This is a genomic window from Subtercola sp. PAMC28395, from assembly GCF_018889995.1.
Lineage (GTDB): Bacteria > Actinomycetota > Actinomycetes > Actinomycetales > Microbacteriaceae > Subtercola.
The window spans coordinates 2846356-2871325 of the sequence record NZ_CP076547.1; the positions used below are offsets into that span (position 1 = coordinate 2846356).

Below are 24970 nucleotides of genomic sequence, written 5' to 3' on the forward strand. Positions count from 1 at the left end.
ATATCACCAGCTGACGGGGAGGGCCTTGCCTTCTTCGTAGCCGGCAGCCGACTGGATTCCGACGTGCGCGAGCTCCTGGAACTCGGCGACGCTCGACGCACCGGCGTAGGTGAACGAGCTCCGGAGCCCTGAGGTGATCATGTCGAGCAGGTCTTCGACAGATGGCCGGAGCGGGTCCAGATAGATGGTGCTGCTCGATATCCCCTCGGCGAAGAGCTGTTTGCGAGCGAGTTCGTAGGCTCCAAGCCGGCCGAACCGGTCGGTGACCGCCTTGGCGGATGCCATGCCGTAGTTCTCCTTGTAGAGGCGACCCCCTGCATCCCTGCGCAGCATGCCCGGAGCTTCGATCGTGCCGGCGAACCACGACCCGATCATCACGGATGCGGCGCCTGCCGCCAGCGCGAGAGCGACATCGCGGGGGTAGCGCACTCCCCCATCAGCCCAGACCGTGGCTCCGTAGAGCGTTGCGGCCGCAGCTGTCTCGAGCACTGCAGAGAACTGCGGGCGGCCGACGGCCGTCATCATGCGTGTGGTGCACATCGCCCCTGGCCCCACTCCGACCTTGATGATCGTGGCGCCCACCTCGGCGAGATCCCGGACGCCGTCTGCCGTCACGACATTGCCGGCCACGATCGGCAGGCCGAGGCCCGCTTGCCGCACAGAACGGATCGCAGTCACCATCGAATCCTGGTGGCCGTGCGCGGTGTCGAGTACCAGAACGTCGACCCCGGCGGCCGCCAGGGCGCGTGCTTTTGCGGCGACGTCACCCGTGATGCCGATCGCCGCCGCGACACGAAGGCGCCCGTGGGAGTCGATCGCAGGTTCGTAGATCGTCGAGCGCAGCGCCCCTGTTCGGCTCAGCGTGCCGATCACCCTGCCGTGCTGCATGACTGGAGCAAAATCCAGGTCTGCGGCGACCATCGCATCGAAGGCTTCGCGGGGCGAGTCCAGATCGTCGGCCGAAAGCGAGGTGAGCGAACCGTGGAGCAGATCGCCCAGCGATGCATCGGGCAGGGCCGATGCCAGTCGGAGTGCGGGGATGCAACCCAGGAACGTGCCCGAATCATCGTGCACCACGATTCCCTGCCCAGCCACCGCCGGGAGCACGGTCAGTGCCTCTTCGACCGTCGCGTCGGGCCGGAAGTCGAATGGCGTGTCGTACGAGGTCGACTGGGCCTTCACCCAGCGGATGGCCGCATCGAGGTCCTGTAGGTGCATGTCCTGGGGCAGCACCCCGAGGCCGCCGCGCCGGGCGAGTGTTGCGGCCAGTCTGGGCCCGGTGACCGAATTCATGTTCGCGGCGACGATGGGAATCGTGGCTCCTGTGCCGTCTTCGGGTGCGAGGGAGACGTCGAGCCTGCTGTGGATCGACGAGCGCCTGGGCACGAGAAAGACGTCGGAGTAGGTCAGGTCTGTCTTCTCTGACGGTGACAAGAACTTCATGCCTCCACGCTAGACCTGTTCGCCTGAACCGGCTCGGGCGAAGTTCCGGTGGGCGAAACACCGGTGACGAACGATCATCCGATGGGTTTAGGCTTAACAAGCACGTGTCGGCGCGTGAGGATTCACTCTGCGCGGTCATTCGGCGCGTGCTCACGATACCTATCAGCAGCGTGCAATTTGACGAGAGTGGGCGATCGGCTGTGTCAAGCCAGTTGACCGGAACGGGAACTGACGACGGTTCGTCGGGCGAATTTGGAGCAAACGAGTGGCTGGTCGATGAGCTCTACGAGCAGTACATCGTCGACAAGAACTCGGTCGACGAGTCGTGGTGGAGCATCCTCGAGCACTACAAGCCGAGCAGCTCAGAGCTGGCTGTCGGCACAGATGCCCCGGCCGCTGCACCAGCCGTAGTCGAGGCACCGGCAGCGCAGTCAGAAGCGGTTGCCGCAGCACCAGCAGCGCAGTCAGAAGCGGTTGCCGCAGCACCAGCCTCTGCAGCACCAGCCTCTGCAGCACCAACGCCTGCAGCTCCAGCCTCCACCCCGCCGGTGACCACAGGCACGGTGCCGGTCACGACACCGTCGACGGCTCCGGTCGCACGAACCACGTCGATGGTGGCGCGCGCTCAGCCGATCCCCGCAGAGGCGACCGTGCGGGCGCAACCGAGTGACCGCGAGGCAGCCGAACAAGACGCGGTCACACCGCTGCGTGGGCCTGCGAAGTCCCTCGCGACGAACATGGATGCCAGCCTCACCGTGCCGACAGCGACCAGTGTGCGCAGCATTCCCGCGAAGCTGCTGATCGACAACCGCATCGTGATCAACTCGAACCTCAAGCGCACCCGCGGCGGGAAGGTGTCGTTCACTCACCTCATCGGCTGGGCGCTCGTGCAGGTCCTCAAGGACTTTCCCAGCCAGAACGTCTACTACGACGTCGTCGACGGCAAGCCGGTCGTCGTGTCGCCGGCACACATCGGCCTCGGCATCGCGATCGACATGCCCAAGCCCGACGGCACACGTTCACTGGTGGTACCGGCCATCAAGCGTGCAGACACCATGGACTTCGGCGAATTCCTCGCTGCGTACGACGAGCTCGTGGCCAAGGCGCGTTCGGGCAAGCTCACCGGTGCAGACTTCCAGGGTGCGACGATCTCGCTCACCAACCCCGGTGGCATCGGCACAGTTCACTCCGTGCCTCGCCTGATGAAGGGCCAGGGTGCCATCATCGGCGCCGGCGCACTCGAATACCCGGCCGAGTTCCAGGGATCATCCATTCGCACGCTGACCGAACTCGGCATCGGCAAGGTCATCACCCTGACCAGCACCTACGACCACCGCGTCATCCAGGGCGCCGGTTCTGGCGAGTTCCTGAAGAAGGTGCATGAGCTTCTCCTCGGAGAGCGTGGCTTCTACGAAGACATCTTCGCCGAGCTGCGAATCCCGTACGTTCCCATCCACTGGGCGCCCGACATCAGCGTCGACTTCGACGCTGTCGACAAGACCGCCCGGGTGCAGGAGCTCATCAACTCCTACCGTGTACGCGGCCACCTCATGGCCGACATCGACCCGCTCGAGTACCAGCAGCGCACCCACCCCGACCTCGACATCGCGAGCCACGGTCTGACGCTGTGGGATCTCGACCGCGAGTTCATCACCGGCGGGCTCGGCGGCAAGCGCACCGCGCTCCTGCGCGACATCCTCGGAATCCTGCGTGACTCGTACTGCCGGAAGACGGGCATCGAGTACATGCACATCCAGGATCCGGTGCAACGCGCCTGGATCCAGGACAAGATCGAGCGCAAGTACGCCAAGCCGAGCCATGACGAGCAGATGCGCATTCTCGCCAAGCTCAACGAATCAGAGGCCTTCGAGACCTTCCTGCAGACGAAATACGTCGGCCAGAAGCGGTTCAGCCTCGAAGGCGGCGAGTCGACGATCGCCCTTCTCGATGCGATCCTGCAGGCTGCCGCCAGCGACGAACTCGACGAGGTCGCCATCGGTATGGCCCACCGGGGTCGTCTGAACGTACTGACCAACATCGCCGGCAAGACCTACGGCCAGATCTTCCGCGAGTTCGAAGGCACCCAGGATCCACGCACCGTCCAGGGCTCGGGTGATGTGAAGTACCACCTGGGCACCGAGGGCACGTTCTCCAGTGCCGACGGCAAGGAGATTCCGGTCTACATCGCGGCGAATCCCTCGCACCTCGAAGCGGTCAACGGCGTGCTCGAGGGAATCGTGCGTGCCAAGCAGGATCGCAAACCCCGGGGCACGTACTCGACGCTGCCTATCCTCGTACACGGCGACGCAGCAATGGCCGGCCAGGGCATCGTCTACGAGACGCTTCAGATGGAGAAACTGCGCGGCTACCGCGTCGGCGGCACCATTCACGTCAACATCAACAACCAGGTCGGGTTCACCACCCGGCCGAGTGATTCACGCTCCTCCGTCTACTCGACCGATGTGGCGAAGTCGATCCAGGCTCCGATCTTCCACGTCAACGGAGACGACCCCGAGTCAGTGGTGCGTGTCGCGCAGCTGGCCTACGAATACCGCCAGGAATTCCACAGCGACGTCGTGATCGACCTCATCTGCTACCGCCGTCGCGGGCACAACGAGGGCGACGACCCGTCGATGACGCAGCCGCTGATGTACAACCTGATCGAGGCGAAACGCTCTGTCAGGCGGCTGTACACCGAAGCGCTGATCGGCCGCGGTGACATCAGCCAGGAGGAGTACGAAGCCGCTCATCGCGACTTCCAGGACCGCCTCGAACGGGCCTTCGCCGAAACCCACGCGGCGCAGACCTCGTCGATTCCCATCATCACCGACGATCTGGATCCCGTCGCCGATCTCGAGCGCCCAGACGCGCAACAGGAGGACGAGAGCGCCGGCGAACCCGAATCGACGGGTGTGGCCGCCAGTACCGTGGCTCTCATCGGTGATGCGTTCAACAATCCGCCTGCCGGTTTCACCGTTCACCCGAAGCTCCAGCAACTCCTGCAGAAGCGCCTCGAGATGAGCCGGAACGGCGGCATCGACTGGGCGTTCGGAGAGCTTCTCGCCCTGGGTTCGCTGCTTCTCGAGGGCACCCCGGTGCGTTTCGCGGGCCAGGACACCCGTCGTGGCACCTTCGTGCAACGGCACGCCGTGCTCCACGACCGGGACAACGGCCAGGAATGGTTGCCTCTGGTCAACCTGAGCGACAACCAGGCCAAGTTCTGGATCTACGACTCCCTGCTGAGTGAATACGCTGCGATGGGCTTCGAATACGGCTACTCGGTCGAGCGGCCCGACGCACTCGTACTCTGGGAGGCGCAGTTCGGAGACTTCGGCAACGGCGCCCAGATCATCATCGACGAGTTCATCTCTTCGGCCGAACAGAAATGGGCCCAACGCTCGTCGCTGGTATTGCTTCTGCCGCACGGTTACGAGGGCCAGGGCCCTGACCACTCGTCAGCCCGTATCGAACGTTATCTCCAGCTGTGCGCAGAGAACAACATGACGGTGGCGCGGCCGTCGACCCCCGCGTCGTACTTCCACCTCCTGCGACGCCAGGCCTATGCCCGGCCGCGACGCCCGCTGATCGTCTTCACGCCCAAGGCGATGCTTCGCCTGCGTGGCGCGTCGAGTTCGGTCGACGACCTGACGCAGGGCAAGTTCGAACCCGTGATCGACGACGCCCGCTTCGGGTCGGAGTCCAACGCGCAGAAGACCGGTGTGAAGCGGGTCCTGCTCATGGCCGGAAAGATCTACTACGACCTGCTGAACGAGTTGGCGAAAACCCCGAATGACGAGATCGCACTCGTCAGGGTCGAGCAGTACTACCCGGTTCCCGCACCGGAACTCGCCGGAATTCTGGCGACGTACCCGAACGCCGAGCTGGTGTGGGTGCAGGACGAGCCGCAGAACCAAGGTGCGTGGCCGTTCATCTGCCTTGAACTGCCCGTTCGCCTCCCGGTCGAGCGCACCATCCGCGTGGTCTCACGCGCTGCAGCAGCGTCACCCGCTGCCGGTTCTGCCAAGCGTCACGCGAAGGAGCAGGCTGAGCTGCTTGCGAAGGCCCTGAACCTCTAGGAGTTGTGGGGCGGAGCTGCGTAGCGGGACCCGGAAGGCGGGGGTTTCGACACGCGGCTTCGCCGCTACTCGACCGGCGATATCTCATCGTGTTGCTGTTCGACAGGCCTCGGGCTCGTCAGGGGTCCGGCGTCAGTCGGGCAGGCGTCAGTCGGGCAGGCGTCAGTCGGGCAGGCGTCAGTCGGTCAGAGCGTGACACGAACCTCGGTGTGTGTGCTCTGGATCTCACGGATGCTCAGCAGCACCTGGTCGCGAAGCTGCTCCGGTGCCACCTCTTTGCAGGCGCGCTGCACGGCCTCGGTCAGTACGACACCGATATGAAGCTCAGACGAGCAGTCGCTGCAGTTCTCGATGTGCTCACGGATATCGGCAGCATCGGTGCTGGCGAGTTCGTTGTGCAGGAACTCCTCGAGTTCGGCCTTGGCCTTCGTGCAACCGCAGTCGGTCATTTCTTCGTTCCTTTCGACACTGCCGCACGCTTGGGTGCGGCTTCCGCCGATGCGGCGGGGTTCGCGGCCTTCACAGCGACTCCCCTGCCCTCGGCGTATTCAGACAAGAGCCCGCGCAGCAGTCGGCGGCCGCGGTGCAACCGGCTCATCACCGTTCCGACGGGGGTCTTCATGATGTCGGCGATCTCCTGGTAGGAGAATCCCTCGACATCGGCCAGGTAGACAGCCAGACGAAAGTCTTCGGGAATGGACTGCAGGGCATCCTTCACCGCGCTGTCTGGCAGGTGATCGATGGCCTCTGCTTCGGCTGAACGGCTCGACGTACCCGTCGCCGTGGCCGACTCGGCATTGCCGAGCTGCCAGTCCTCGAGGTCGCTGGTCGTACCCTGGTAGGGATCACGCTGCTTCTTGCGGTACACGTTGATGAACGTGTTCGTCAGAATGCGATACAGCCAGGCTTTGAGATTCGTGCCCTGCTCGAACTGCGCGAACGCGGCGTAAGCCTTGACGAAGGTCTCCTGCACGAGGTCCTGCGCATCGGCGGGGTTTCGCGTCATCCGGAGCGCGGCACCGTACAACTGGTCGAGGAACGGAATGGCCTGTTCTTCGAAAAGCGCGCGCGGGTCTGCAGGTGCAGACACAATTGTTGCTGCCCGTGGTTCACTGTCTGGTGATGTCATCACCGGCAAGTCTACGACGCGCCGCAGCTGCGCGAATGGGGTCGACGACGTCGTTGTGGGTCGCGTATTCGAAGGCCGTTCAAGCACTGTGGATGCTGTCGCCATGCGTCTCTCCTCCGAAATCCCATCAATCGCCGATACCCTAGACAACTGATGCTGATCTCGAGATATTCCACACCCGACTTCAATCCGTACGGCGACGCAGCTCCCCTGCCGCCGAACCCGGACTGGTCTGCTCCGCGCGCGCGCGACAGACTCGCGGCCACGGTGTCGCTACCGGGATCGAAGAGCCTCACCAATCGAGAACTCGTGCTCTCAGCCCTCGCAGATGCACCGTCTCGCCTCCGTTCCCCGCTCCACAGCCGCGACACGACCCTCATGGTGGCCGCGCTGCGCTCGCTCGGCGTCACGATCGACGATGTCGCGGGCCCCGGCCGGTTCGGCCCCGACTGGGTCATCACACCGGCAGACGAACTGCTCGGCAGCACGACGATCGACTGTGGTCTTGCTGGCACGGTGATGCGATTCCTTCCTCCGGTGTCAGCACTCGCACTCGGTCCCGTCATGTTCGACGGCGACGAGGGTGCCAGAAAGCGGCCGATGGCGACGACGATCTCGTCATTGCGAGCGCTCGGCGTCGACATCGATTCCGACGGCCGATCCACCCTCCCGTTCACGGTGCACGGAACCGGCCAGGTCCGGGGCGGAGACGTCACCATCGACGCCTCCTCTTCTTCACAATTCGTCTCCGGCCTCCTGCTCGCTGGCGCACGGTTCACCGAAGGCCTTCGGCTCACTCACGACGGCGATCGCCTGCCGAGCATGCCCCACATCGAGATGACCATCGCCGCCCTGGGGGCGCGGGGCGTGAAAGTCGAAACCACAGGCGCCGGCGAGTGGTCGATCAGCCCCGGAACGATCTCCGCACGTGATGTGGACATCGAGCCAGACCTCTCGAACGCCGCACCGTTCCTCGCCGCAGCCCTTGTCGCCGGTGGCTCGGTGACCATCGTCGGCTGGCCTTCGGCGACCACCCAGGTCGGCGACGATCTCCTCGACCTACTGCCGCTGTTCGGCGCCGACGTCACGCGCGAGGCAGATCGGGTCACGGTGACGGGTGGTTCGGGCATCCGGGGCGTGACGCTCGACCTGAGTACCGGTGGCGAGCTCGCCCCCGCCCTCGTGGCGATCGCGGCTCTGGCCGATTCGCCGAGCACCATCACGGGCATCGGCCACATCAGGCACCACGAGACCGACAGGCTCGCAGCACTTGCCACGGAGATCAACCGCCTCGGCGGATCGGTGACCGAGCTCGAGGATGGCCTGCGCATCGAACCCCGGCCCCTGCACGGCGGGCTCTGGCAGACGTATCACGACCATCGTATGGCCCACGCCGGGGCGATCATCGGGCTGGCCGTCGACGAGGTTGTCGTCGAGAACATCGCCACCACCGCAAAGACGCTGCCCGAATTCGCCGAACTCTGGCAGGCCATGGTCTTCGGCGCGACCGATCGGGGCCAGGCGGTTTCTTCCATCTCTGTCCCGTCCAGCTCTCATTCGCCCAGCCCTCATTCGCCCAGTTCTCTTTCGCCCACCTCTGCTTCAGTCGACTCTGAGGCGGGCAGCGATGAGAGCGGGGCACCGGCGTGAGCTGGTGGTCAGACGGCACCGAAGACGAGCCAGACGAATTCGATGAATTCGACGAATCGACCATTCGCATCCGGCCCAATCCCAAAGGCAATCGACCCCGCACCAAGACCAGGCCAGAACACGCGAATGCGGTTCGTGGACGGGTGCTGTCGGTTGATCGCGGTCGGTTCGGCGTGCTGGTGCACGAGAACACTCCAGAAGAGGCCCTGATCACGGCATCCAGGGCCAGAGAGCTGGGCCGTCTGGGAATCGTCACCGGCGACCGGGTCGATCTCGTCGGCGACACCAGCGGCGCGGAGGGTAGCCTGTCGCGCATCGTGCGGGTCGACGAACGCACCACGCTGCTGCGTCGGAGTGCGGACGACAGCGATGCCGTCGAGCGCATCATCGTGGCCAACGCCGACCAGATGCTCATAGTCGTTGCCGCAGGCAACCCCGAACCGCGGGCGAACCTGATCGACCGGTACCTGATCGCCGCGTTCGACGCAGGGCTCGCACCGATCCTCTGCATCACCAAAACCGACGTGGCCGACCCCGAACCGTTTCTCCGTCAGTTCGACTGCTTCGATCTCGAGATCATCAGCGGCGACAAAGACTCCTTTCCGATTGGTGCACTGAAGGAATTGCTCATCGGGCACACCACTGTGACGGTCGGTCATTCGGGCGTGGGCAAGTCGACCCTCGTCAATGCGCTCGTACCAGGAACGGACCGCGCAGTGGGCCGGGTCAACGACGTGACCGGCAGGGGTCGCCACACCTCATCGTCGACCGTGTGCCTGCGGGTACTTGACGACGACGGAGGTTCGGGCTGGATCATCGACACCCCCGGCGTGCGTTCGTTCGGTCTGGGACACGTCGACCCCGCCAACATCCTGCGATCATTTGCGAACTACGCCATTCCGGCGGCCACCCTTCCCCCTGAGGCCCAGGGAATCGCCCTCACCCAGGCTCACGACTGGGAGATCGTCGATCGCATCGCTGCTGGCGAGCTCGGCGAAAGCGGCAAGGCTCGCCTGGAATCGCTGCAGAAGATCATCACCACTCTCGAGAAGTGATCACGGCCGGATCGTCTAACGTAGAGGGCGTGACTTTCTCCCTGAGCGACGACCTCGCCCTCGCACTGCGGCTGGCCGACGCAGCCGACACGATCTCGCTGCGCCGCTTTCGTTCCCTCGACCTCGTGGTCGACCAGAAGCCCGATCGAACACCGGTGACGGATGCCGACCGGGCAGTCGAACGTGCCATTAGAGAGGGTCTCGCTACTGAGCGCACCGGCGACTCGATCCTCGGCGAGGAATACGGCACCGAAGGCGAATCGACGAGGCAGTGGATCATCGATCCCATCGATGGCACGGCTAACTTTCTGCGCGGTGTGCCGGTCTGGGCCACCCTCATCGCGCTCGTGATCGACGGCGTGCCCTCTGTCGGAGTGGTGAGCTCCCCGGCTCTGGGCAAGCGCTGGTGGGCATCCCTCGGCAACGGCGCATGGATGACGGAGAACAGTGCCGGCGGCAGCCCTGTAGACAGCACCGGAGAGGGCAACGGAGCCGATCCCGGCGCCCTCACTGTAGAACCCCGTCGTCTCGGCGTATCCAAAGTCGCCGACCTTCTGGACGCCTCCATCAGCTACAACAGTCTCAAGGGGTGGGACGAGGCCGGTCACCTCGATGACCTGCTCCGCCTCAGTCGCAGCGTCTGGCGCACCCGCGCCTACGGGGAGATGTGGGCGTACATGATGGTCGCAGAGGGCCTGGTCGACGTCGCGGGTGAATACGATCTGCAGCCCTATGACGTCGCCGCTCTCATTCCCATCGTCGAAGAGGCAGGCGGGGTCTTCACAAGCATTGAGGGAGATCCGGCAATCGGGTCAGGCAGTGCACTTGCAACGAATGGGCTCCTCCACAGCGAAACAGTGCGACTGCTGAAAAGCTAGGCTGTTCCGTGACGCCCACACTCGCCGTGGGCACGCTCAGACCGAGCTGGCCGAGCACTTGTAGCAACGCACTTCGAGCAAATGGAGCAGCAACGCATGTCACAGATCTACGACAACATCACCGACCTCGTGGGCCACACCCCGCTGGTCCGTATCAACAGGCTCACGGCTGGCATCGACGCCACCATTCTGGCCAAGCTCGAGTTCTACAACCCCGCGAACAGCGTCAAAGACCGCATCGGCGTCGCCATCATCGATGCAGCCGAGAAATCCGGTGCACTGAAGCCCGGTGGCACGATCGTCGAAGGCACGAGCGGCAACACCGGCATTGCGCTGGCCATGGTCGGCGCTGCCCGTGGCTACAAAGTGATTCTGACGATGCCCGAGACGATGAGCATGGAGCGCCGCGTGGTTCTGCGCGCCTACGGGGCCGAGCTGGTGCTGACGCCCGGCGCCGACGGCATGAAGGGTGCCGTCGAGACGGCGAACCGCATCGCTGCCGAGACCGAGGGGGCGATTCTGGCGCACCAGTTCGAGAACGAAGCCAACCCGGCCATCCACCACGCCACCACCGGCCCCGAGATCTGGAACGACACCGACGGCGCCGTCGACATCTTCGTCGCCGGTATCGGTACGGGCGGGACCATCACCGGCGCAGGGCACTTTCTTCGAGAGCAGAAGCCGGGCATCCAGATCGTCGGCGTCGAGCCGATCGACTCGCCCATTCTCAACGGTGGAGCACCGGGCCCGCACAAGATCGCGGGCATCGGCGCCAACTTCGTGCCCGACATTCTCGACCGCGAGGTCTACGACGAGATCATCGACGTGAGCCTCGACGATTCGATTCGTGTGTCGCGCCAGTTGGCCACCGACGAGGGAATCCTGTCGGGCATCTCGTCGGGCGCCATCATGTGGGCCGCCCTCGAGCTCGCCAAGAGGCCCGAGAACGCCGGAAAGACCATCGTTGCGATCGTGTGCGACTTCGGCGAGCGGTACGTCTCGTCGGTGCTCTACGACGACATTCGTGGCTGAATCACCGAAGCCTTCGCAGCCCCCCGGCTTCTTCGGTCGCCTCCGCGAAGACCTCGCCGTAGCCCTGCGGCGTGACCCCGCTGCACGGTCGCGTGTCGAAGTGCTGCTCGGGTATTCCGGCATGCACGCGCTCTGGGCGCACCGCCTGTCGCACCGCCTCTGGCAGCGTGATGGGCTGAAGGGTCTGGCGCGCCTCGTTTCGCAGTTCGCCCGGTTCCTGACCGGCGTCGAGATCCATCCCGGTGCCACCATCGGCCGTCGGGTCTTCATCGACCACGGAATGGGCGTCGTGATCGGCGAGACGGCGGTCGTCGGCAACGATGTTCTCATCTACCACGGCGTGACCCTCGGTGGTACAGGTGCGTCTCACGGGCCCCGCCACCCGACAGTCGAAGACGATGTGCTGCTGGGTGCGGGTGCAAAGCTTCTCGGCCCGATCACCATCGGCAGGGGAAGCGCGGTCGGTGCCAATGCTGTCGTACTGACGGATGCCCCGCCGCACTCGCTCATCACCGGGGTTCCGGCGGTGGTACGCCCGAGGGTCCATCGTCAGGTGCCGTGAGGGTCCCGGTTCCGTGAAGGCACAGGTTCCACGAATTTACGGAGAGCTCGACCCTTACCGCGGCAAAAAAGAACCCGGCCTGCGATGCGATCGCGGGCCGGGTTCTTTTTTGAGTGTCTGAACGATCAGACGCGGGTGCGCCCGCCGGTGATGAAGCGCAGCAGGAACACGATCAGGGCGATGACCAGAAGCACGACTCCGACCCAGATCAAGAAGCTCAGCGACGACGAGATGCCTCCGGTGATGAGCAGCACGATCGCGATGATCGCGATGATCGCAACAAGAATATTCATGATGGTGTATCCCTCCCGAGATGTATGAACGGCGGTGGCCGCGGCCCAATTTTACGTTGCGGGTACACCTGTTCGGGGGGGCCTTGCGCCGCCGGAAGGTTCTGGGGTAAGGCCACGAACGGCCAGCACGGCCTCATGCACAGCGGCTGCCGCGAGCTGCAGATCGCCAGCGGTCGTGCCGGCGCCGAAAGTGAAACGAACGGCGGTCTGCGCCAGTCCGGGATCGATTCCCACCGCCAGGAGAACGTGGGATGGCTCGTCGCTCCCGGCCGCACACGCCGATCCACTCGAGCACACGACACCCCGCCGCTCCAGCTCGAGAAGCACTGCCTCACCACTGGTTCTGGCGAAACAGAAAGAGGCGTGGCCGGGCAGCCTCGAGGTCTCGTGCCCGGTCAGCAGGGCATCCGGTACCGTCGACTTCACCGTGGTGATGAATTCGTCACGGAGTGCCCTCACACGGTGGGCGTCATCTACTCTGGTCTGTTCTGCAAGTGTGAGGGCGGTCGCCAGCCCCACCGCTCCGACGACGTTCTCGGTGCCTGAGCGCGCCCCACGCTCCTGCCCGCCTCCGTGGAGAACCGGTTCGAGGGAGAGCCTGCCGCGAACAACCAGGGCGCCGATACCTTTCGGTGCACCGAGTTTGTGCCCCGAAATCGTGAGAGCATCGAGACCGAGCTGGCGGATGTCGAGATCGAGCCACCCGGCAGCCTGCACCGCATCGGAGTGCAATGGCACCCCTGCCCGCGCGGCGACAGCGGCGAGTTCGGCAACCGGCTGGACTGTGCCGATCTCATTGTTCGCGAACATGATCGAAGCCAGCGTGGTGTCGGGCCGCAGTGCGGCGGCGAACCGTTCGGGGTCGACCAGGCCCGTGCCGTCGACCGGCAACAGCGTCACTTCGAACCCGTGGTGACGCCGCAGATAGTCGCACGATTCGAGCACGGCTTCGTGTTCGATCGGCGTCGTCACGAGGTGTCGCCCCCGTGGGTTCGCCAGGGCGATTCCCTTGAGTGCGAGGTTGTCGGCTTCGGTACCCCCTGCGGTGAAGATGACTTCGTTCACCCGCGCTCCGAGCAGTCGCGCCACCGTGGCACGGGCCTCCCCGAGCGCCGCCGACGCGCGCTCCCCCAGCGAATGGGTGCTCGACGGGTTGCCGAAATCTCCCGTGAGGTAGGGCCACATCGCCTCGAGAACCTCGCGCCGTATGGCAGTGGTGGCGGCAGAGTCGAGGTAGATCATGCGGGGATGCTTCGTGTCGGGGCATTCATACGGTCATCGTCACGTCGAGCCCCAGATCGAGGGCGCGCACGCTGTGTGTCAACGCACCGACGGAGATCACGTCGACACCCGTCTGGGCGATCGCAGCAACCGTTCCCAGGTTCACAGAGCCGCTCGCCTCGACGATCGCGCGCCCGGCGACCTGTTCGACTCCCCGGCGGAGGTCTGTGAGGCCGAAGTTGTCGAGCATGATCGTGTCGACACCACCGGCGAGAACGGCTTCGATCTGGTCGAGCCTGTCGACTTCGGCTTCGAGGTGCGTGGTGTGCGACAGGGATGCCCGAACCTGCCTCAGCGCTTCGGTGACGCTCAGCCGTCCATCCTGGGTCAGGACAGCGAGGTGATTGTCTTTTGCCATGACGGCGTCAGAGAGCGAGAAGCGGTGGTTGTACCCGCCTCCAGAGCGCACGGCGTGGCGTTCGAGCACACGGAGGCCGGGCGTGGTCTTGCGGGTGTCGACGATGCGTGCAGTAGTGCCGGCGACCAGTGCGACGTACTCGGCAGTGAGGGTGGCTATGCCCGAGAGTCGCTGCACGAAATTCAGCGCGACCCTCTCGGACTGCAGCACGGAGCGGGCGGGGCCCATTACCGTGGCGAGAGTGTCGCCCTTCGCAAACGCCGCGCCGTCTGGCACCTGCACCTCGACGACGACCACCGGGTCGAGCAGGGTGAAGGCTGCAGCGAAGACCGAACCGCCGCTGAAGACCCCGGATTCCCGCGCAATGAGAGCGGCGGAGGCACGGGCGTCGACCGGGATCAGTGTCTGGGACGTGAGGTCGCCCCAGGGGGCGTCTTCGTTCAGCGCCATCGTGACGATGGGCGTGATCTGCAACGGGGTGAGTGCGCTGCTGAGCTGGCCGATGGGTGCGGACGAGGTCGTCATGGTGTTCGAGGTGCTCACAGGGAGACCCGCGCCTTTCGTGCTGCGATCAGGTGATGGTGGAATTCCGGGCTCGGCTGAGTGAAATCCGAACGGAAATGTGCACCGCGCGACTCTTCGCGGGCCAGCGCCGAGCGGGCGATCAGAGTGCCCAGCAGGTGCAGGTTGGCGTTCTCCCGATCGTGCAGCGTGTCGGTTGCCGGCTGCAACTGTGCGAGCCGATCGAGAGCCCGACCCAGCATACGGGCGTCGCGGTAGACGCCGACGGTGTCCCACATCAGCTGCTGCAGCTCGAGACGGTCGATGGACCGGGCTGCGCCGCCGCCCGTGCCATGGTCGAAGTCGGGTGGATCGACGGCCTCGTCTCCAGCACCGCTCTCACCAGCACTGTTCTCGCCAGCACCGTCGTCGCCAGCACCGCCTCGGATGCCATCTGTCGCATCCACGCGCTCCGGCCAGTCCGCGGGTTCCGCCTCACCCCGCAGCGCCTGCACGCAACGCCACGCGAAGACGACAGATTCCAGCAGGGAATTCGAGGCGAGCCGGTTTGCCCCGTGGACCCCGGTGCAGGCGACCTCCCCGACGGCGAAGAGCCCGCGAAGCGAGGTGCGACCCCAATTGTCTGTCGAGACGCCGCCCATCCAGTAGTGGGCGGCCGGGGTGATCGGAATCGGCTGCGCACTCCAGTCGAGGCCATTTCGACGGCAGGCCTCGGTGATGCTCGGGAACCGACGACGGAGAAAGTCTGCGCCGAGCGCCGTTGCATCGAGCAGTACCGGAGCGCCCCCCTGCTTGTGCATCTGCTCCGCGATCCCGCGTGCCACCACATCGCGCGGCGCGAGCTCGGCATCCGGATGCACGGCCAGCATGAACCGCTGGCCGTCGCTGCTCAGCAGCACTGCTCCCTCTCCGCGCACGGCTTCGGAGATCAAGAAGTTCCCGGGCACCGCGAGCGACGTCGGGTGGAACTGGTAGAACTCGAGGTCGGAGAGTTCGGCCCCTGCCCGATAGGCCGCCGCGACGCCGTCACCGGTGGTCACGACGGGGTTCGTCGTGTGCGAGAAGAGCTGGCCCGCTCCCCCACTGGCCAGTACGACCGCATCAGCACGAAGCTCCGATGGCCTTCCCTCGGCGTCGATGATCGAGACGCCAACCACAGCACCTGCATCATCGACCACGAGGTCGGCGACGAAGGTGAATTCGAGGATCTGCGAGGCCGTAGTCCGAACGGCCCGAACCAGCGCCGACTCGATCTCAGCCCCCGTCGCATCCCCTCCCGCGTGAAGAATTCGAGGGTGCGAGTGGGCCGCCTCGAGCCCTGCGGCCAGTTCACCACCCTCGGAGCGGTCGAACTCCACCCCCAGGCTGATGAGGTCACGAATGCGTTCAGGCCCCTCGGCGCACAGCACCTCCACGGCAGACCGGCGGTTCAGCCCCGCACCGGCAACCAGAGTGTCGTGCACGTGCGATTCGACACTGTCGTCGACGAAGAGCGCCGCAGCAACTCCGCCCTGGGCATACCGCGTGTTGCTCTCACCGAGCTCGGCCTTGGTGATCAGGGTCACATCGTGTGTGCGGCTGGCCTGGATGGCCACCACGAGGCCGGCGATCCCGCTGCCGACCACGACGATCGTGCCGCGGGACGGCGCTGGCTGTGCCTGGGGACTGGTGGTCATGGCCTCGCCGCCAGCATCCTCTCGAGGGCGACCCTCGCTGGCACGGCGACCGAGTCGGCGACCGTGATCTGGTTCACGATCTCACCGGCGATGAACGCCTCGAGCACCCACGCGAGGTAACCCGGGTGAATGCGGTACATCGTCGAACACGGGCACACCACCGGGTCGAGGCAGAAGATCGTGTGTTCGGGGTGTTCCGCGGCGAGGCGCTGCACCATGTTGATCTCTGTACCGATGGCGAACGTCGAACCGGCTGGCGCCCTCTCGATGGCCTTCTTGATGTAGTCGGTCGAACCGGCCTCGTCTGCAGCGTCGACGACGGGCATCGGGCACTCCGGATGCACGATCACACGTACGCCCGGGTGTTCGGCCCGCGCGCGGTCGATCTGGGCCACGGTGAAACGCTTGTGCACCGAACAGAATCCGTGCCAGAGAATGACCTGGGCATCCTGGATGGCCTCTCTCTCGTTGCCGCCGAGCGGTTTGCGCGGGTTCCACATCGGCATGCGTTCCAGCGGAACCCCCATCGCCTTGGCGGTGTTGCGGCCGAGGTGCTGGTCGGGAAAGAACAACACGCGCTGGCCCCGCTCGAACGCCCACTCGAGCACGGTGGCCGCGTTCGACGAGGTGCAGACGATTCCACCGTGCTCGCCGCAGAACCCTTTGAGGGCAGCCGAGGAGTTCATGTAGGTGACCGGGATGACCGGCACCCGCCCGCTCGCATCCGGCTCGGTGCCGTACAGCTCTTCGAGTTGCTCCCAGCACTCCGTCACCGAATCGATGTCGGCCATGTCGGCCATCGAGCAGCCTGCGGCCAGGTTGGGAAGGATGACGCTCTGGCCGGGGCCTGAGAGCAGGTCGGCCGTTTCTGCCATGAAGTGCACGCCGCAGAAGACGATCGCTTCGGCGTCAGGCCTGGCCCTGGCAGCCTGGGCGAGCTGAAAGGAGTCGCCGACAAAATCGGCGTAGGTGATGACTTCATCGCGCTGGTAGAAGTGGCCGAGGATCACCAGTCGGTCACCCAGCGTCGCCTTGGCAGCACGGATGCGGCGGTCGAGCTCCTCGTCTGAAGCGAGTCGGTACTCCGCGGGGATCTCGCCCTGGCGCGGCGTGTCGACAGGAGCGACATCGAACATCGACGAACCCGGCCCGTATTCGGCCACCGGCGCCGAGTCGAAGTTCCAGGGCGCGTCTTTGAGCGCGGGGCTGCAACTGGTCACCTGTCCGCCGGGGCGGATCAACTGGATGGTGGTGTTCACAGATGCCATGCGGCGCTCCTCGGGAGTGTCAGAACGGGGGTTCGAAGTGGTAGGTGGGGCGGGGGGGAAAAGAAGTCGGTCGAGAAAGCGGGGTTCGGCGCGTCTGGCTCGACTAGAGACCGGGAAGCGGGCCGTTGTCGACCAGCCCGACCGACTCGTTGTACTTGTACAGGCGAGGTGGCCGGTGGCGACCGCCAGAGAGCCGTTCATCAGTGGCGACGATCGACTTGGTCGACTCCACCTGGCGCCGGAAGTTGGCGGGGTCGAGCGGTCTTCGCAGAACGGCCTCATACACCTCTCGCAATTGGGCCAGTGTGAAACGCTCACCCAGGAAGGCGTGGGCGATCTGGCTGTATTCCATCTTGGTGCGCAGTCGCCAGAGGGCGTATTCGACGATGGTGTTGTGGTCGAACGCCAGTTCAGGAAGGTCATCGGCCGGGTACCACCGGACGTTCTCGCCTTCCGCAGCCCGCTCTGCTTCGTCTGGCCTGACCAACGCCCAGTACACGATCGAGACGACGCGTTGTCCCGGCGACCGGTCGACCGTTCCGAAGGCGTAGAGCTGCTCGAGGTATTGGGGAGCCAGACTCGTGGTCTCGTGAAGGTTTCGGCCGGCCGACTCGGCCAGGCTCTCGGAGGCCCGCACGGGCCCACCCGGCAGAGCCCAGAGACCCTGGAACGGCTCACGGATCCTGCGGACGACCGGCAACCACAGCGTGGCAGGAGCGCCCGCCTCGCTTGCCCGCAGCGCAAAGATCACGGTAGAAACGGCGAGAACCACTTCGTCGGCGCGCAACGAATCAGGCTGCGACAACGAGGCAACACGGGGCGCGTGCGCTGCTTCATTGGCTGTCATCGGGCATCGATTCGAGTAAAGGTTGAAATGACTTGAACTGATGATAGCGCATCGGACTGCCCGCGCAGACCATCTGAATCCCGTCCAAACCCGTTCGGACGGGACCGAGACCGACTTGGCCGGGCTGCTCGTGACCTGTGTGAACGAGCGAGGGTAGGCGACGCGCCAGCCTCCGTCAAGGCCCAATATCACGCTTGTCTACGGCGCAGAACCGGGCCATAGTTCATCTATGACGCGGTGGCCTCTCCCCCCACGAAGGCCACGTTCGTCGGAGTTCCCGAACTGTCGGCATGCGAGTTCTGACGCTGTCGACCTTCTGGAATCCTGTGGTCTGGTTTCGCGGCAATCGGGTAGTTGCGAAACCAGACCACCTTCTCTGCGTCGGCGAATCGACACCGCAGGCTGGCCCGCGTAGCGAAGGAGAGTCATGGGAAAACTGGTCTACGGAGACGCCGGCACCGAAATAGAATTCGACGACCGGGTCCTCACCCACCTGCAGATCGTCATCGGCGCCAAGCTCCGACGTCGTGAGAGCTTCTTCTTCTCCTGGAAGGACGACCCCTCCGTGGGTGACGGTCGGAGCAGCATCTGGCTCGACTCCTCGGTGCCGCTGTACTTCCGCTTCAGCGGGAGTCGAGTGCCCACCATCAATCGTGACTGGATCACCGCCATGACGGCCTCTGCGAACAGCGGGGCCGGGCTCACCTTCATCGAAGAACCCGGCGAATCCTCGACCCCGTTGCCGAAGTCGACGGCCTGACCGCCGCGTCGCATCAACCCGTGTTCTGCAGTCCGGCTGCGACTCCGTTGACAGCCAGCAACAGCAGCTGGTGCGGTTCGTCCAGGGGGTCAGAACTACCGGATGCCCTGACCTCCCTGAGCGCACGAAGCTGCAACAGCGACAACGCGTCGACATAGGGGCTGCGCAGTCGCACTGCGCGTCGCAGCACAGGGCGCGTCTCGAGAACTTCGGCGTGGCCTGTCGTGAGACCCACCCACTCCCGGGTCAGCCGCATCTCTTCGAGGACGAGGGCCGCAAGGTCATCACGATCGCCGAGCGCCAGGTAGCGTTTCGCAAGCCTGTCGTCGGTCTTGGCCAATGACATCTCGACGTTGTTGATCATGGCGGTGAACAGAGGCCAGCGAGCGTAGGCGTCGCGCAGAACGTCGAGATCTCCAACGGCCGCCAGGGCCGAACCCAGCCCGAACCACCCGGTCAGGTTGATGCGGGCCTGGGTCCAGGAGAAGACCCACGGGATGGCTCGGAGGTCTTCGAGAGACTCCACAGAGAGGCCGCGCCGGGCGGGCCTCGAACCCAGCGCCAGCAGACCCACCTCTTCGAGAGGCGTGACCTGCGCGAACCACTGGGGAAAGCCTTCGCTTCTGATCAGTTCGTAGAAGCGCTCCCGCGACCGCACGTCCATCGTGGCGGCGACGTCGCGGAAATCCGCAGTGGCGTCGGCATTCGACTTCTCGTTCGTCGGGCTCGAGGCGAGCAGGGTCGCTGCCGCCATCTGCTCGATGTGGCGCGCGGCAATCGTCTTGTCACCGTACTGGGCGAAGATCACCTCGCCCTGCTCCGTGAGCTTGAACCGGCCCTCGACAGATCCCGGTGGCTGAGCCATCACGGCTTCGTTTGCAGGTCCCCCGCCACGCCCAAGTGCGCCGCCGCGCCCGTGGAAGAGGGTGAGCTCGATCTCGTTGTCGCGTGCCCACTCTGCGATCCTCTCCTGGGCGGAGTACAGCGCCAGTGTCGCTGAGACCGGGCCCACGTCCTTCGACGAATCGGAGTAACCCAACATCACCTCGAGGCGGCGACCGGTCTGGGCGAGGCGTGCCTGCACGGCGGGCAGCTCGATCATCTCGGCGAGGATCGTCGTGCTGGCCTGCAGATCGTCGAAGGTCTCGAAGAGCGGGATGGCGTCGAGCGTCGGTGCGGCGTCTGCCGAGCCGAGCGCAGCCTCCGCGAGCGCGTAGACGTTCGCAATGTCTTCGGAGCATTGCGTGAACGAGACGATGTAGCGACGCGATGCGTTCAGGCCATATCGAGATTGGAGGTAGGAGATGGTGCGATAGACATCGAGCACCTCGTTGGTCATCTCGCTGAGCTCACCACCGGCCGCCACTTCTGCGAGTGCCTGGCGATGCACCTTGGAATGCTGCCGCACTTCGAGTTCTGCGAGATGGAAGCCGAACGTCTCGACCTGCCAGAGGAGGTTCTGCAATTCGCCGTTCGCGCTGCGATTCGCGCCAGCGGCACGAAGCGAAGTCTGGATCACGCGGAGGTCACTGAGCAGTTCTTCGGGCTTGGAATAGGCGAGATCGGCATTTCGCAGGCGGGTGGCTGCAATGCGGGCTGCAATCACCAGAAGCACCCGCCGATGCGGTTCGTTCGGAGCCCTGGTACCCACCTTGGCCGTCACCTCACCGGCAAACGCCCGTTGGCTCGCCCACAGGGCCTTGAGCCCGGCGTCGGCGGGAGTGTCGGCCGAATCCAGCGTGAGGGTGCGCCCGATGCGCGTAGCCGCACGCTCGAGGCCGAGCAGAATGTGTTCCGACGCGATCGCTGCGGCCGTCTTCGTGACCGAGGCAGTGACGAAAGGGTTGCCGTCGCGGTCGGCCGCGATCCAGCTGCCGAGGCGAAAGAACGCGGGCGCTTCGGTCGGTCGGGAACCGGCGTCGTTTGCGAGCAGCCAGTCATCGAGCATCCGGTACACCCTGGGCACCACTTCGAACAGGGTCTGGTCGAAGATGTTCATGGCGGTTCGCACCTCATCGAGGGGCGTCGGGCGCGTGGTTCGAAGCGGTGAGGTGCGCCACAGCACGTCGATCTCCTCGAGGAGCCGTCGATCGTTCTCAGCTCCGGAGAGCGTTCCAGCACTGGTGGCGTCGCGTTCGGAGAGCAGCTCGCTGATTCGTCGGATACCCGAAGCGACCGCCCTGCGCCGGGCCTCCGTCGGATGCGCGGTGAGCACAGGGTGAAAACGAAGTTCGCGCAGGCGCCTCGACGCCTCGTCGGCCCCGACTTCGCCTACCAGTTGCTCGATCGCTGCCGGAAGCGAGTCGGTCGTGACGGCCCCGCCGGCCGCGTCACGCGCACGAAGCACACGCACGCGGTGGTGCTCCTCGGCGAGGTTGCTGAGGTGGAAGTAGCACGTGAAGGCCCTGGCGACCTGTGCTGCGCGTGTCGGGGAGAACGAATCGACGAGCTCTTCAGCCGCTTCGATCGCCTGGGCGTCGTCGTTCTCGTAGGCCTCGATGGTCAGCGCCCGGAGCCTCTCGACGTCTGCAAGGAGTTCTGAGCTGCCCGATTCGGTGAGCACCCGGCCCAGCAGGCTGCCGAGAAGCCGAACGTCGCCACGGAGGTCTTCGTTCACCTCGTCGCGAATGTCCTTGCGGGTGGGCTCCTTACGAAATGAGGCAGTGCTGTCATCCTGGCCCGAAAAATCCTGGTCTGCGATAGTGGTCACCGGAATACGCTAGCGCGAACAGATTGACAACACGTTACGAGAGGTTTCGAACGTGTCTCATGGGTTGGGCCCGCGTGGCGGGTCGTGGTGACGTGACGAGTACCGCGCATGGCCACAGGCACGGCGGTGCGCGCAGCTATCCCCCAGCTTCTTCGACCAGATTGGAAGCCTATGGAACTCGCTGTCGATATTGTGCTCATCGTCGCCGCCGTGGTGGCAGTCGCCGCCGGCTGGGGCCGCGGTGCTGTCGTCACGGCCGCTTCGCTGCTGGGCATCGCCGTGGGCGCCTGGGCCGCCACGATCGTGTCGCCCCTCGTGGTGACCGCTCTGGTCGGCTACGGGTGGACCAGCTCCCTACAGCGTTCCATCGTCGCCGGCGTCGTCTTCGTGCTCTGCATCGTGATCGCCTCCTCGGTCTTCGGGGCTGTCGCCGTTCTGCTGCGGCGCACCATCGGCCGGCTCAGGATCGCCAGGGGCATCGATTCCTTGGTCGGTGCCGCCATGGGGCTGCTCGCCTGGGCGATCGTCGTCTGGCTCGCGGGCGGGTTCCTGCTGTCGACCGGGCAACTCCAGGCCACACAGATGGTCAACTCCTCGGCGATCGTGCAGACGCTCAACCGACTGGCTCCCGTGCCGGCCACGACCGCGCTCGGGACCCTCGACAGCGCCCTCGGCAGCGCCGGATTCCCGACGGTGTTCTCGAACGGTGCCGAAATCATCGCCGGGGCGCAGGCTCCCGATTCCAGCGTGCCGAACGCTGTCGACACGGCGTCGGCCAGTGTGGTGAAGGTACTCACGTCGGCCCCGAACTGCAACACCGACTCCGAAGGCAGCGGGTGGGTCGTCGCCGACAACCGCATCATCACGAATGCGCACGTCGTGGCAGGTGGCTCCGACATCTACGTGCAGACCAGCTCATCGAACACCCTGCTCGCTGCGCAACTGGTCGTCTTCGACCCCGAAAGCGACCTCGCTGTGCTCGAAGTCAGCAACCTTCCCGCGGCTCCCCTCGCGCTCGGTACAGAACTCGCTGCCTCCGACTCCGCCGTGGTCGCCGGCTACCCCGAGAACGGCCCCTACCAGGCCGTCACCGCCCGCGTGAGGCAAGTGGTGCAGGCGACAGGCCTCGACATCTACGGTCATACCTCCGTGACCCGCGAGATCTATTCGCTCCGCACCACCGTCCTCCCCGGCAATTCCGGCGGCCCGCTCTTCAACACAGACGGAGCCGTCGTCGGTGTCGTCTTCGCGCGATCGACCACTGACGCAGACACCGGCTACGCCCTCACGCTGAACCAGATCCAGCCCGTGCTGGCTCAGGTCGCAGCATCCGACCCTGTCAGTTCTGGGGCCTGCCAGGCCGAGTAGCGTTCTGCCCAGAAGCCTGAAGCCAGAAGCCTGAGGACCTCACCAGGCCAGCCTGAGGCCCGTCTTCGCGGCCGCATCGCGTACTCTGCCGTGCAGCTCGTCTGACACGCGGCCAGCGGCAGGATGCACGGCTCGGCCACTTTCAGAAGCCAGAGTTCCGCCGATGTACACGCGTTCAAGGTTGCGCAGACCGCAGGCGAAGGCGTAGCTCGCGTACACATCCCACACGGGCCCTGTGTCGGGATTCGAGGGGTTCACCACCACGAAATCGGCGAATTTTCCCACTTCGAGACTTCCGATGCGATCGGCCACACCAAGTGCTTCTGCAGAACCCAGGGTGTGGAGCCGCATCATGTCCCGCGGCATGATGACCGACGCATCCTCGTGCAGCGCACGCTGGGTGTACATGCCGATGCGCATGTTCTGGAAGGGATCGCTGATGTCAGTGCACGACTGGTCGTCGAGCCCGACGCCGATGGGCATGCCCAGCTCGCGATACCGCACGATGTCGGCGATACCTGAGCCGAGGCGGCCGTTCGATGTCGGCTGCCACACCATTCCGCTGCCCGAACTCGCCGCCCTCTCGGCCATGTAGGCGTCGGGGTGAACGAAATGCCCGAAGAGGAATCCCTCGCGGAGGGCCCCGGCGTCTTCGTACCAGCCGAACTTCTCGCGTTGTTGGTCGAGCGCTTCGCTGGTCTCGAGAAAGTGGGCCTGGTTGCCGATTCCGTGGGCATCCATTGCGCGCACCTCGTCGCGTGCCGCACCCGCAGCCTCCGACCATTGAACCGCGCCGAAGACGCTCGTGCCGAGGTTGAGAGCGGTCGGCACCTCCGACGTCACGTACGAGACAGCGTCAGCGAACACGCCGAACGCCTGGTCCACCGGCTGGAACTCGCTGTCGAGACGGATCGAGTTCACGGTGCGAAGCCCGGAATCGCGGGCCGCGTCGACCTGGCGCTGGAGGTACCGCTCACTCCTGATCGAGAAGATCTCGCGGCGGTCCGTGGTGGGGTCATAGCGGCCGACGACCCGAGAATCGGTGAAGTTGTAGGCCGAGGTGATGCCGTTGTTGATGAAGTCGAGACAGCCGTGCAACGTGAACCAGTAGATGTCGTCTTCGTCTGCGGCCGAGATGAAACTCGATTGCGTACCGACCCAGCCGTAGAGGTTGTCTCCTGGGGTCATTCCGCGCATGCCCGAAGTGAAGATGTGGCTGTGCGCTGAGACGAACCCCGGCGCCACGAAAGCACCCTGGGCATCGACCGTCTCGCCGGTCTGGAGCGGAGGGGCCTCACCCTCGCCGAGGTCGCTGATGCGCCCCTCACTGTCGATGGTCATCCAGCCTCTGAACCAGGAGGTGTCGTCGGCCATCGGAATCACGATCGCGTTCATGATGGTCAGGGCGTGTTCAGGCATGATCCTCCAGCAGTCCATTGCTTTGCGGGCTCCCACAGGGCCGAGCCGCGGCCCTCACGTTAGCGAGCCGAAGAGTCGAACACGTTACAGGCGAACGCCCGCGCCAGTGCTAGTGGGCGGGGTGGGACTGGTCGATCACCTCGCGGTAGACGCCTGCCACCTTGGAGAGATACGACTCGATCGCCTCTCGTTCTGAGACCGTGAAGTCGTCGAGCACAGCGTCGACACCGAAGATGAGCGGCCGAATGGCAGCAAAGGTCGCCGAGACCGAGGCGACGGTGGGAACCACACGAACACTCCGGCGGTCGCTCGGGTGTGCCTCACGACCCACATGACCGACCTTCTCGAGCCTGTCGATCACCAGCGTCGTCGCCGCGGTGCTGATGCCCAGACCGTGAGCCAGTTCGGTGGGGCTCAGTGGGCCGCGTTCGATCAGCAGCTCCATGGCCTCGAGGTCGGTACTGTTCACGTTGAGATGCGCCTGGAGAACGCGATCGAAATCACCCATGAGCGAGAGGATCTCGCGAAAGACCATACTGGCCTGTCGCATCGCCGGGGCACCGTCGTCGAACAGAGACGGAGCTTCGGGAGCGGGATTCGACATGAAAACCATTGTAGGCTCTGATACGGTTAAGTTGCCTAA

At 65.0% G+C, this 24970-nt stretch carries 20 protein-coding genes; 8 read left to right on the plus strand and 12 right to left on the minus strand.

All coding sequences use genetic code 11. The features are described 5' to 3' along the window. Nucleotides 1-3: 3 nt before the first annotated feature. Nucleotides 4-1443, minus strand: a complete 1440-nt coding sequence (locus KPL76_RS13075; protein WP_216333930.1) for a GuaB1 family IMP dehydrogenase-related protein — start codon at nucleotides 1441-1443, stop codon at nucleotides 4-6. A gap of 200 nt (nucleotides 1444-1643) precedes the next feature. Between KPL76_RS13075 and KPL76_RS13080 the strand changes: the two genes are divergently transcribed. Then, nucleotides 1644-5519 carry a multifunctional oxoglutarate decarboxylase/oxoglutarate dehydrogenase thiamine pyrophosphate-binding subunit/dihydrolipoyllysine-residue succinyltransferase subunit gene (locus KPL76_RS13080; protein WP_216333931.1) on the plus strand — a complete coding sequence of 1292 codons (3876 nt, stop codon included), beginning with the start codon at nucleotides 1644-1646 and terminating at the stop codon, nucleotides 5517-5519. A 185-nt stretch (nucleotides 5520-5704) separates the two neighbouring features. On the opposite strand, the gene KPL76_RS13085 is transcribed toward KPL76_RS13080, so the two are convergent. Next, nucleotides 5705-5968, minus strand: coding sequence for a zf-HC2 domain-containing protein (locus tag KPL76_RS13085; protein WP_216333932.1), 264 nt, complete (start codon nucleotides 5966-5968; stop codon nucleotides 5705-5707). After that, a complete protein-coding gene (locus KPL76_RS13090; protein WP_216333933.1) occupies nucleotides 5965-6648 on the minus strand; it encodes a sigma-70 family RNA polymerase sigma factor in 684 nt (227 codons plus the stop codon). The genes KPL76_RS13085 and KPL76_RS13090 overlap by 4 nt, the downstream gene beginning before the upstream one ends. Nucleotides 6649-6801: 153 nt before the next feature. Here KPL76_RS13090 and aroA point away from each other — a divergent pair, with 153 nt between their 5' ends. The 5 genes from aroA to cysE all read left to right on the plus strand — a co-directional run bounded on the left by aroA (nucleotide 6802) and on the right by cysE (nucleotide 11825). Continuing rightward, nucleotides 6802-8298, plus strand: coding sequence for a 3-phosphoshikimate 1-carboxyvinyltransferase (gene aroA / locus KPL76_RS13095; RefSeq protein ID WP_216333934.1), 1497 nt, complete (start codon nucleotides 6802-6804; stop codon nucleotides 8296-8298). Continuing rightward, entirely contained in the window at nucleotides 8295-9353 is a 1059-nt protein-coding gene (gene rsgA / locus KPL76_RS13100; protein ID WP_216333935.1) for a ribosome small subunit-dependent GTPase A, read from the plus strand. The genes aroA and rsgA overlap by 4 nt, the downstream gene beginning before the upstream one ends. A gap of 29 nt (nucleotides 9354-9382) precedes the next feature. Continuing rightward, on the plus strand, nucleotides 9383-10231 hold the full coding sequence (locus KPL76_RS13105; RefSeq protein WP_216333936.1) for an inositol monophosphatase family protein: 849 nt from the start codon (nucleotides 9383-9385) through the stop codon (nucleotides 10229-10231). Between the two features lie 96 nt (nucleotides 10232-10327). Further along, the gene (gene cysK, locus KPL76_RS13110) at nucleotides 10328-11263 is read left to right on the plus strand and encodes a cysteine synthase A (protein ID WP_216333937.1); all 936 of its coding nucleotides are present in this window, start codon (nucleotides 10328-10330) and stop codon (nucleotides 11261-11263) included. Further along, on the plus strand, nucleotides 11256-11825 hold the full coding sequence (cysE, locus tag KPL76_RS13115) for a serine O-acetyltransferase (RefSeq protein ID WP_216333938.1): 570 nt from the start codon (nucleotides 11256-11258) through the stop codon (nucleotides 11823-11825). The genes cysK and cysE overlap by 8 nt, the downstream gene beginning before the upstream one ends. A 125-nt stretch (nucleotides 11826-11950) precedes the next feature. Here cysE and KPL76_RS13120 read toward each other — a convergent pair whose 3' ends face one another. From KPL76_RS13120 to KPL76_RS13145, 6 genes are all read right to left on the minus strand, one after another. Further along, on the minus strand, nucleotides 11951-12118 hold the full coding sequence (locus KPL76_RS13120) for a hypothetical protein (RefSeq protein ID WP_205108122.1): 168 nt from the start codon (nucleotides 12116-12118) through the stop codon (nucleotides 11951-11953). 51 nt (nucleotides 12119-12169) lie between these two features. Continuing rightward, nucleotides 12170-13360, minus strand: a complete 1191-nt coding sequence (locus KPL76_RS13125) for a cysteine desulfurase family protein (RefSeq protein ID WP_216333939.1) — start codon at nucleotides 13358-13360, stop codon at nucleotides 12170-12172. Between the two features lie 25 nt (nucleotides 13361-13385). Further along, nucleotides 13386-14207, minus strand: a complete 822-nt coding sequence (gene nadC / locus KPL76_RS13130; RefSeq protein WP_253202259.1) for a carboxylating nicotinate-nucleotide diphosphorylase — start codon at nucleotides 14205-14207, stop codon at nucleotides 13386-13388. Nucleotides 14208-14296: 89 nt separating this feature from the next. Continuing rightward, complete coding sequence (nadB, locus tag KPL76_RS13135) at nucleotides 14297-15955, minus strand: L-aspartate oxidase (protein WP_216333940.1); 1659 nt, start codon at nucleotides 15953-15955, stop codon at nucleotides 14297-14299. Beyond that, a complete protein-coding gene (gene nadA / locus KPL76_RS13140) occupies nucleotides 15952-17223 on the minus strand; it encodes a quinolinate synthase NadA (RefSeq protein WP_216333941.1) in 1272 nt (423 codons plus the stop codon). The genes nadB and nadA overlap by 4 nt, the downstream gene beginning before the upstream one ends. Nucleotides 17224-17326: 103 nt before the next feature. Beyond that, a complete protein-coding gene (locus tag KPL76_RS13145) occupies nucleotides 17327-18070 on the minus strand; it encodes an NUDIX domain-containing protein (RefSeq protein ID WP_216333942.1) in 744 nt (247 codons plus the stop codon). Nucleotides 18071-18497: 427 nt separating this feature from the next. Between KPL76_RS13145 and KPL76_RS13150 the strand changes: the two genes are divergently transcribed. Further along, complete coding sequence (locus tag KPL76_RS13150) at nucleotides 18498-18830, plus strand: ATP-dependent DNA ligase (RefSeq protein WP_216333943.1); 333 nt, start codon at nucleotides 18498-18500, stop codon at nucleotides 18828-18830. A gap of 13 nt (nucleotides 18831-18843) precedes the next feature. Here KPL76_RS13150 and KPL76_RS13155 read toward each other — a convergent pair whose 3' ends face one another. Continuing rightward, nucleotides 18844-21447, minus strand: a complete 2604-nt coding sequence (locus KPL76_RS13155) for a phosphoenolpyruvate carboxylase (RefSeq protein WP_216336483.1) — start codon at nucleotides 21445-21447, stop codon at nucleotides 18844-18846. A gap of 264 nt (nucleotides 21448-21711) precedes the next feature. Between KPL76_RS13155 and KPL76_RS13160 the strand changes: the two genes are divergently transcribed. After that, entirely contained in the window at nucleotides 21712-22908 is a 1197-nt protein-coding gene (locus tag KPL76_RS13160; RefSeq protein WP_216333944.1) for a MarP family serine protease, read from the plus strand. A gap of 39 nt (nucleotides 22909-22947) precedes the next feature. On the opposite strand, the gene KPL76_RS13165 is transcribed toward KPL76_RS13160, so the two are convergent. Together KPL76_RS13165 and KPL76_RS13170 are read right to left on the minus strand one after the other, a co-directional pair. Further along, nucleotides 22948-24327, minus strand: coding sequence for an amidohydrolase family protein (locus KPL76_RS13165; RefSeq protein WP_216333945.1), 1380 nt, complete (start codon nucleotides 24325-24327; stop codon nucleotides 22948-22950). A 109-nt stretch (nucleotides 24328-24436) separates the two neighbouring features. After that, complete coding sequence (locus KPL76_RS13170; protein WP_253202042.1) at nucleotides 24437-24931, minus strand: MarR family winged helix-turn-helix transcriptional regulator; 495 nt, start codon at nucleotides 24929-24931, stop codon at nucleotides 24437-24439. Nucleotides 24932-24970: the final 39 nt, after the last annotated feature.

Excerpts from the sequence above, each read along its gene's own strand:
- KPL76_RS13125 (WP_216333939.1), bottom strand. The coding sequence starts at position 13,360 with ATGATCTACCTCGACTCTGCCGCCACCACTGCCATACGGCGCGAGGTT.
- nadC (WP_253202259.1), bottom strand. The coding sequence starts at position 14,207 with ATGGCGCTGAACGAAGACGCCCCCTGGGGCGACCTCACGTCCCAGACA.
- cysK (WP_216333937.1), top strand. The coding sequence starts at position 10,328 with ATGTCACAGATCTACGACAACATCACCGACCTCGTGGGCCACACCCCG.
- KPL76_RS13075 (WP_216333930.1), bottom strand. The coding sequence starts at position 1,443 with ATGAAGTTCTTGTCACCGTCAGAGAAGACAGACCTGACCTACTCCGAC.
- nadA (WP_216333941.1), bottom strand. The coding sequence starts at position 17,223 with ATGGCATCTGTGAACACCACCATCCAGTTGATCCGCCCCGGCGGACAG.
- KPL76_RS13145 (WP_216333942.1), bottom strand. The coding sequence starts at position 18,070 with ATGACAGCCAATGAAGCAGCGCACGCGCCCCGTGTTGCCTCGTTGTCG.
- KPL76_RS13150 (WP_216333943.1), top strand. The coding sequence starts at position 18,498 with ATGGGAAAACTGGTCTACGGAGACGCCGGCACCGAAATAGAATTCGAC.
- KPL76_RS13165 (WP_216333945.1), bottom strand. The coding sequence starts at position 24,327 with ATGCCTGAACACGCCCTGACCATCATGAACGCGATCGTGATTCCGATG.
- KPL76_RS13170 (WP_253202042.1), bottom strand. The coding sequence starts at position 24,931 with ATGTCGAATCCCGCTCCCGAAGCTCCGTCTCTGTTCGACGACGGTGCC.
- KPL76_RS13160 (WP_216333944.1), top strand. The coding sequence starts at position 21,712 with ATGGAACTCGCTGTCGATATTGTGCTCATCGTCGCCGCCGTGGTGGCA.
- KPL76_RS13085 (WP_216333932.1), bottom strand. The coding sequence starts at position 5,968 with ATGACCGACTGCGGTTGCACGAAGGCCAAGGCCGAACTCGAGGAGTTC.
- KPL76_RS13090 (WP_216333933.1), bottom strand. The coding sequence starts at position 6,648 with ATGACATCACCAGACAGTGAACCACGGGCAGCAACAATTGTGTCTGCA.
- KPL76_RS13120 (WP_205108122.1), bottom strand. The coding sequence starts at position 12,118 with ATGAATATTCTTGTTGCGATCATCGCGATCATCGCGATCGTGCTGCTC.
- nadB (WP_216333940.1), bottom strand. The coding sequence starts at position 15,955 with ATGACCACCAGTCCCCAGGCACAGCCAGCGCCGTCCCGCGGCACGATC.
- aroA (WP_216333934.1), top strand. The coding sequence starts at position 6,802 with ATGCTGATCTCGAGATATTCCACACCCGACTTCAATCCGTACGGCGAC.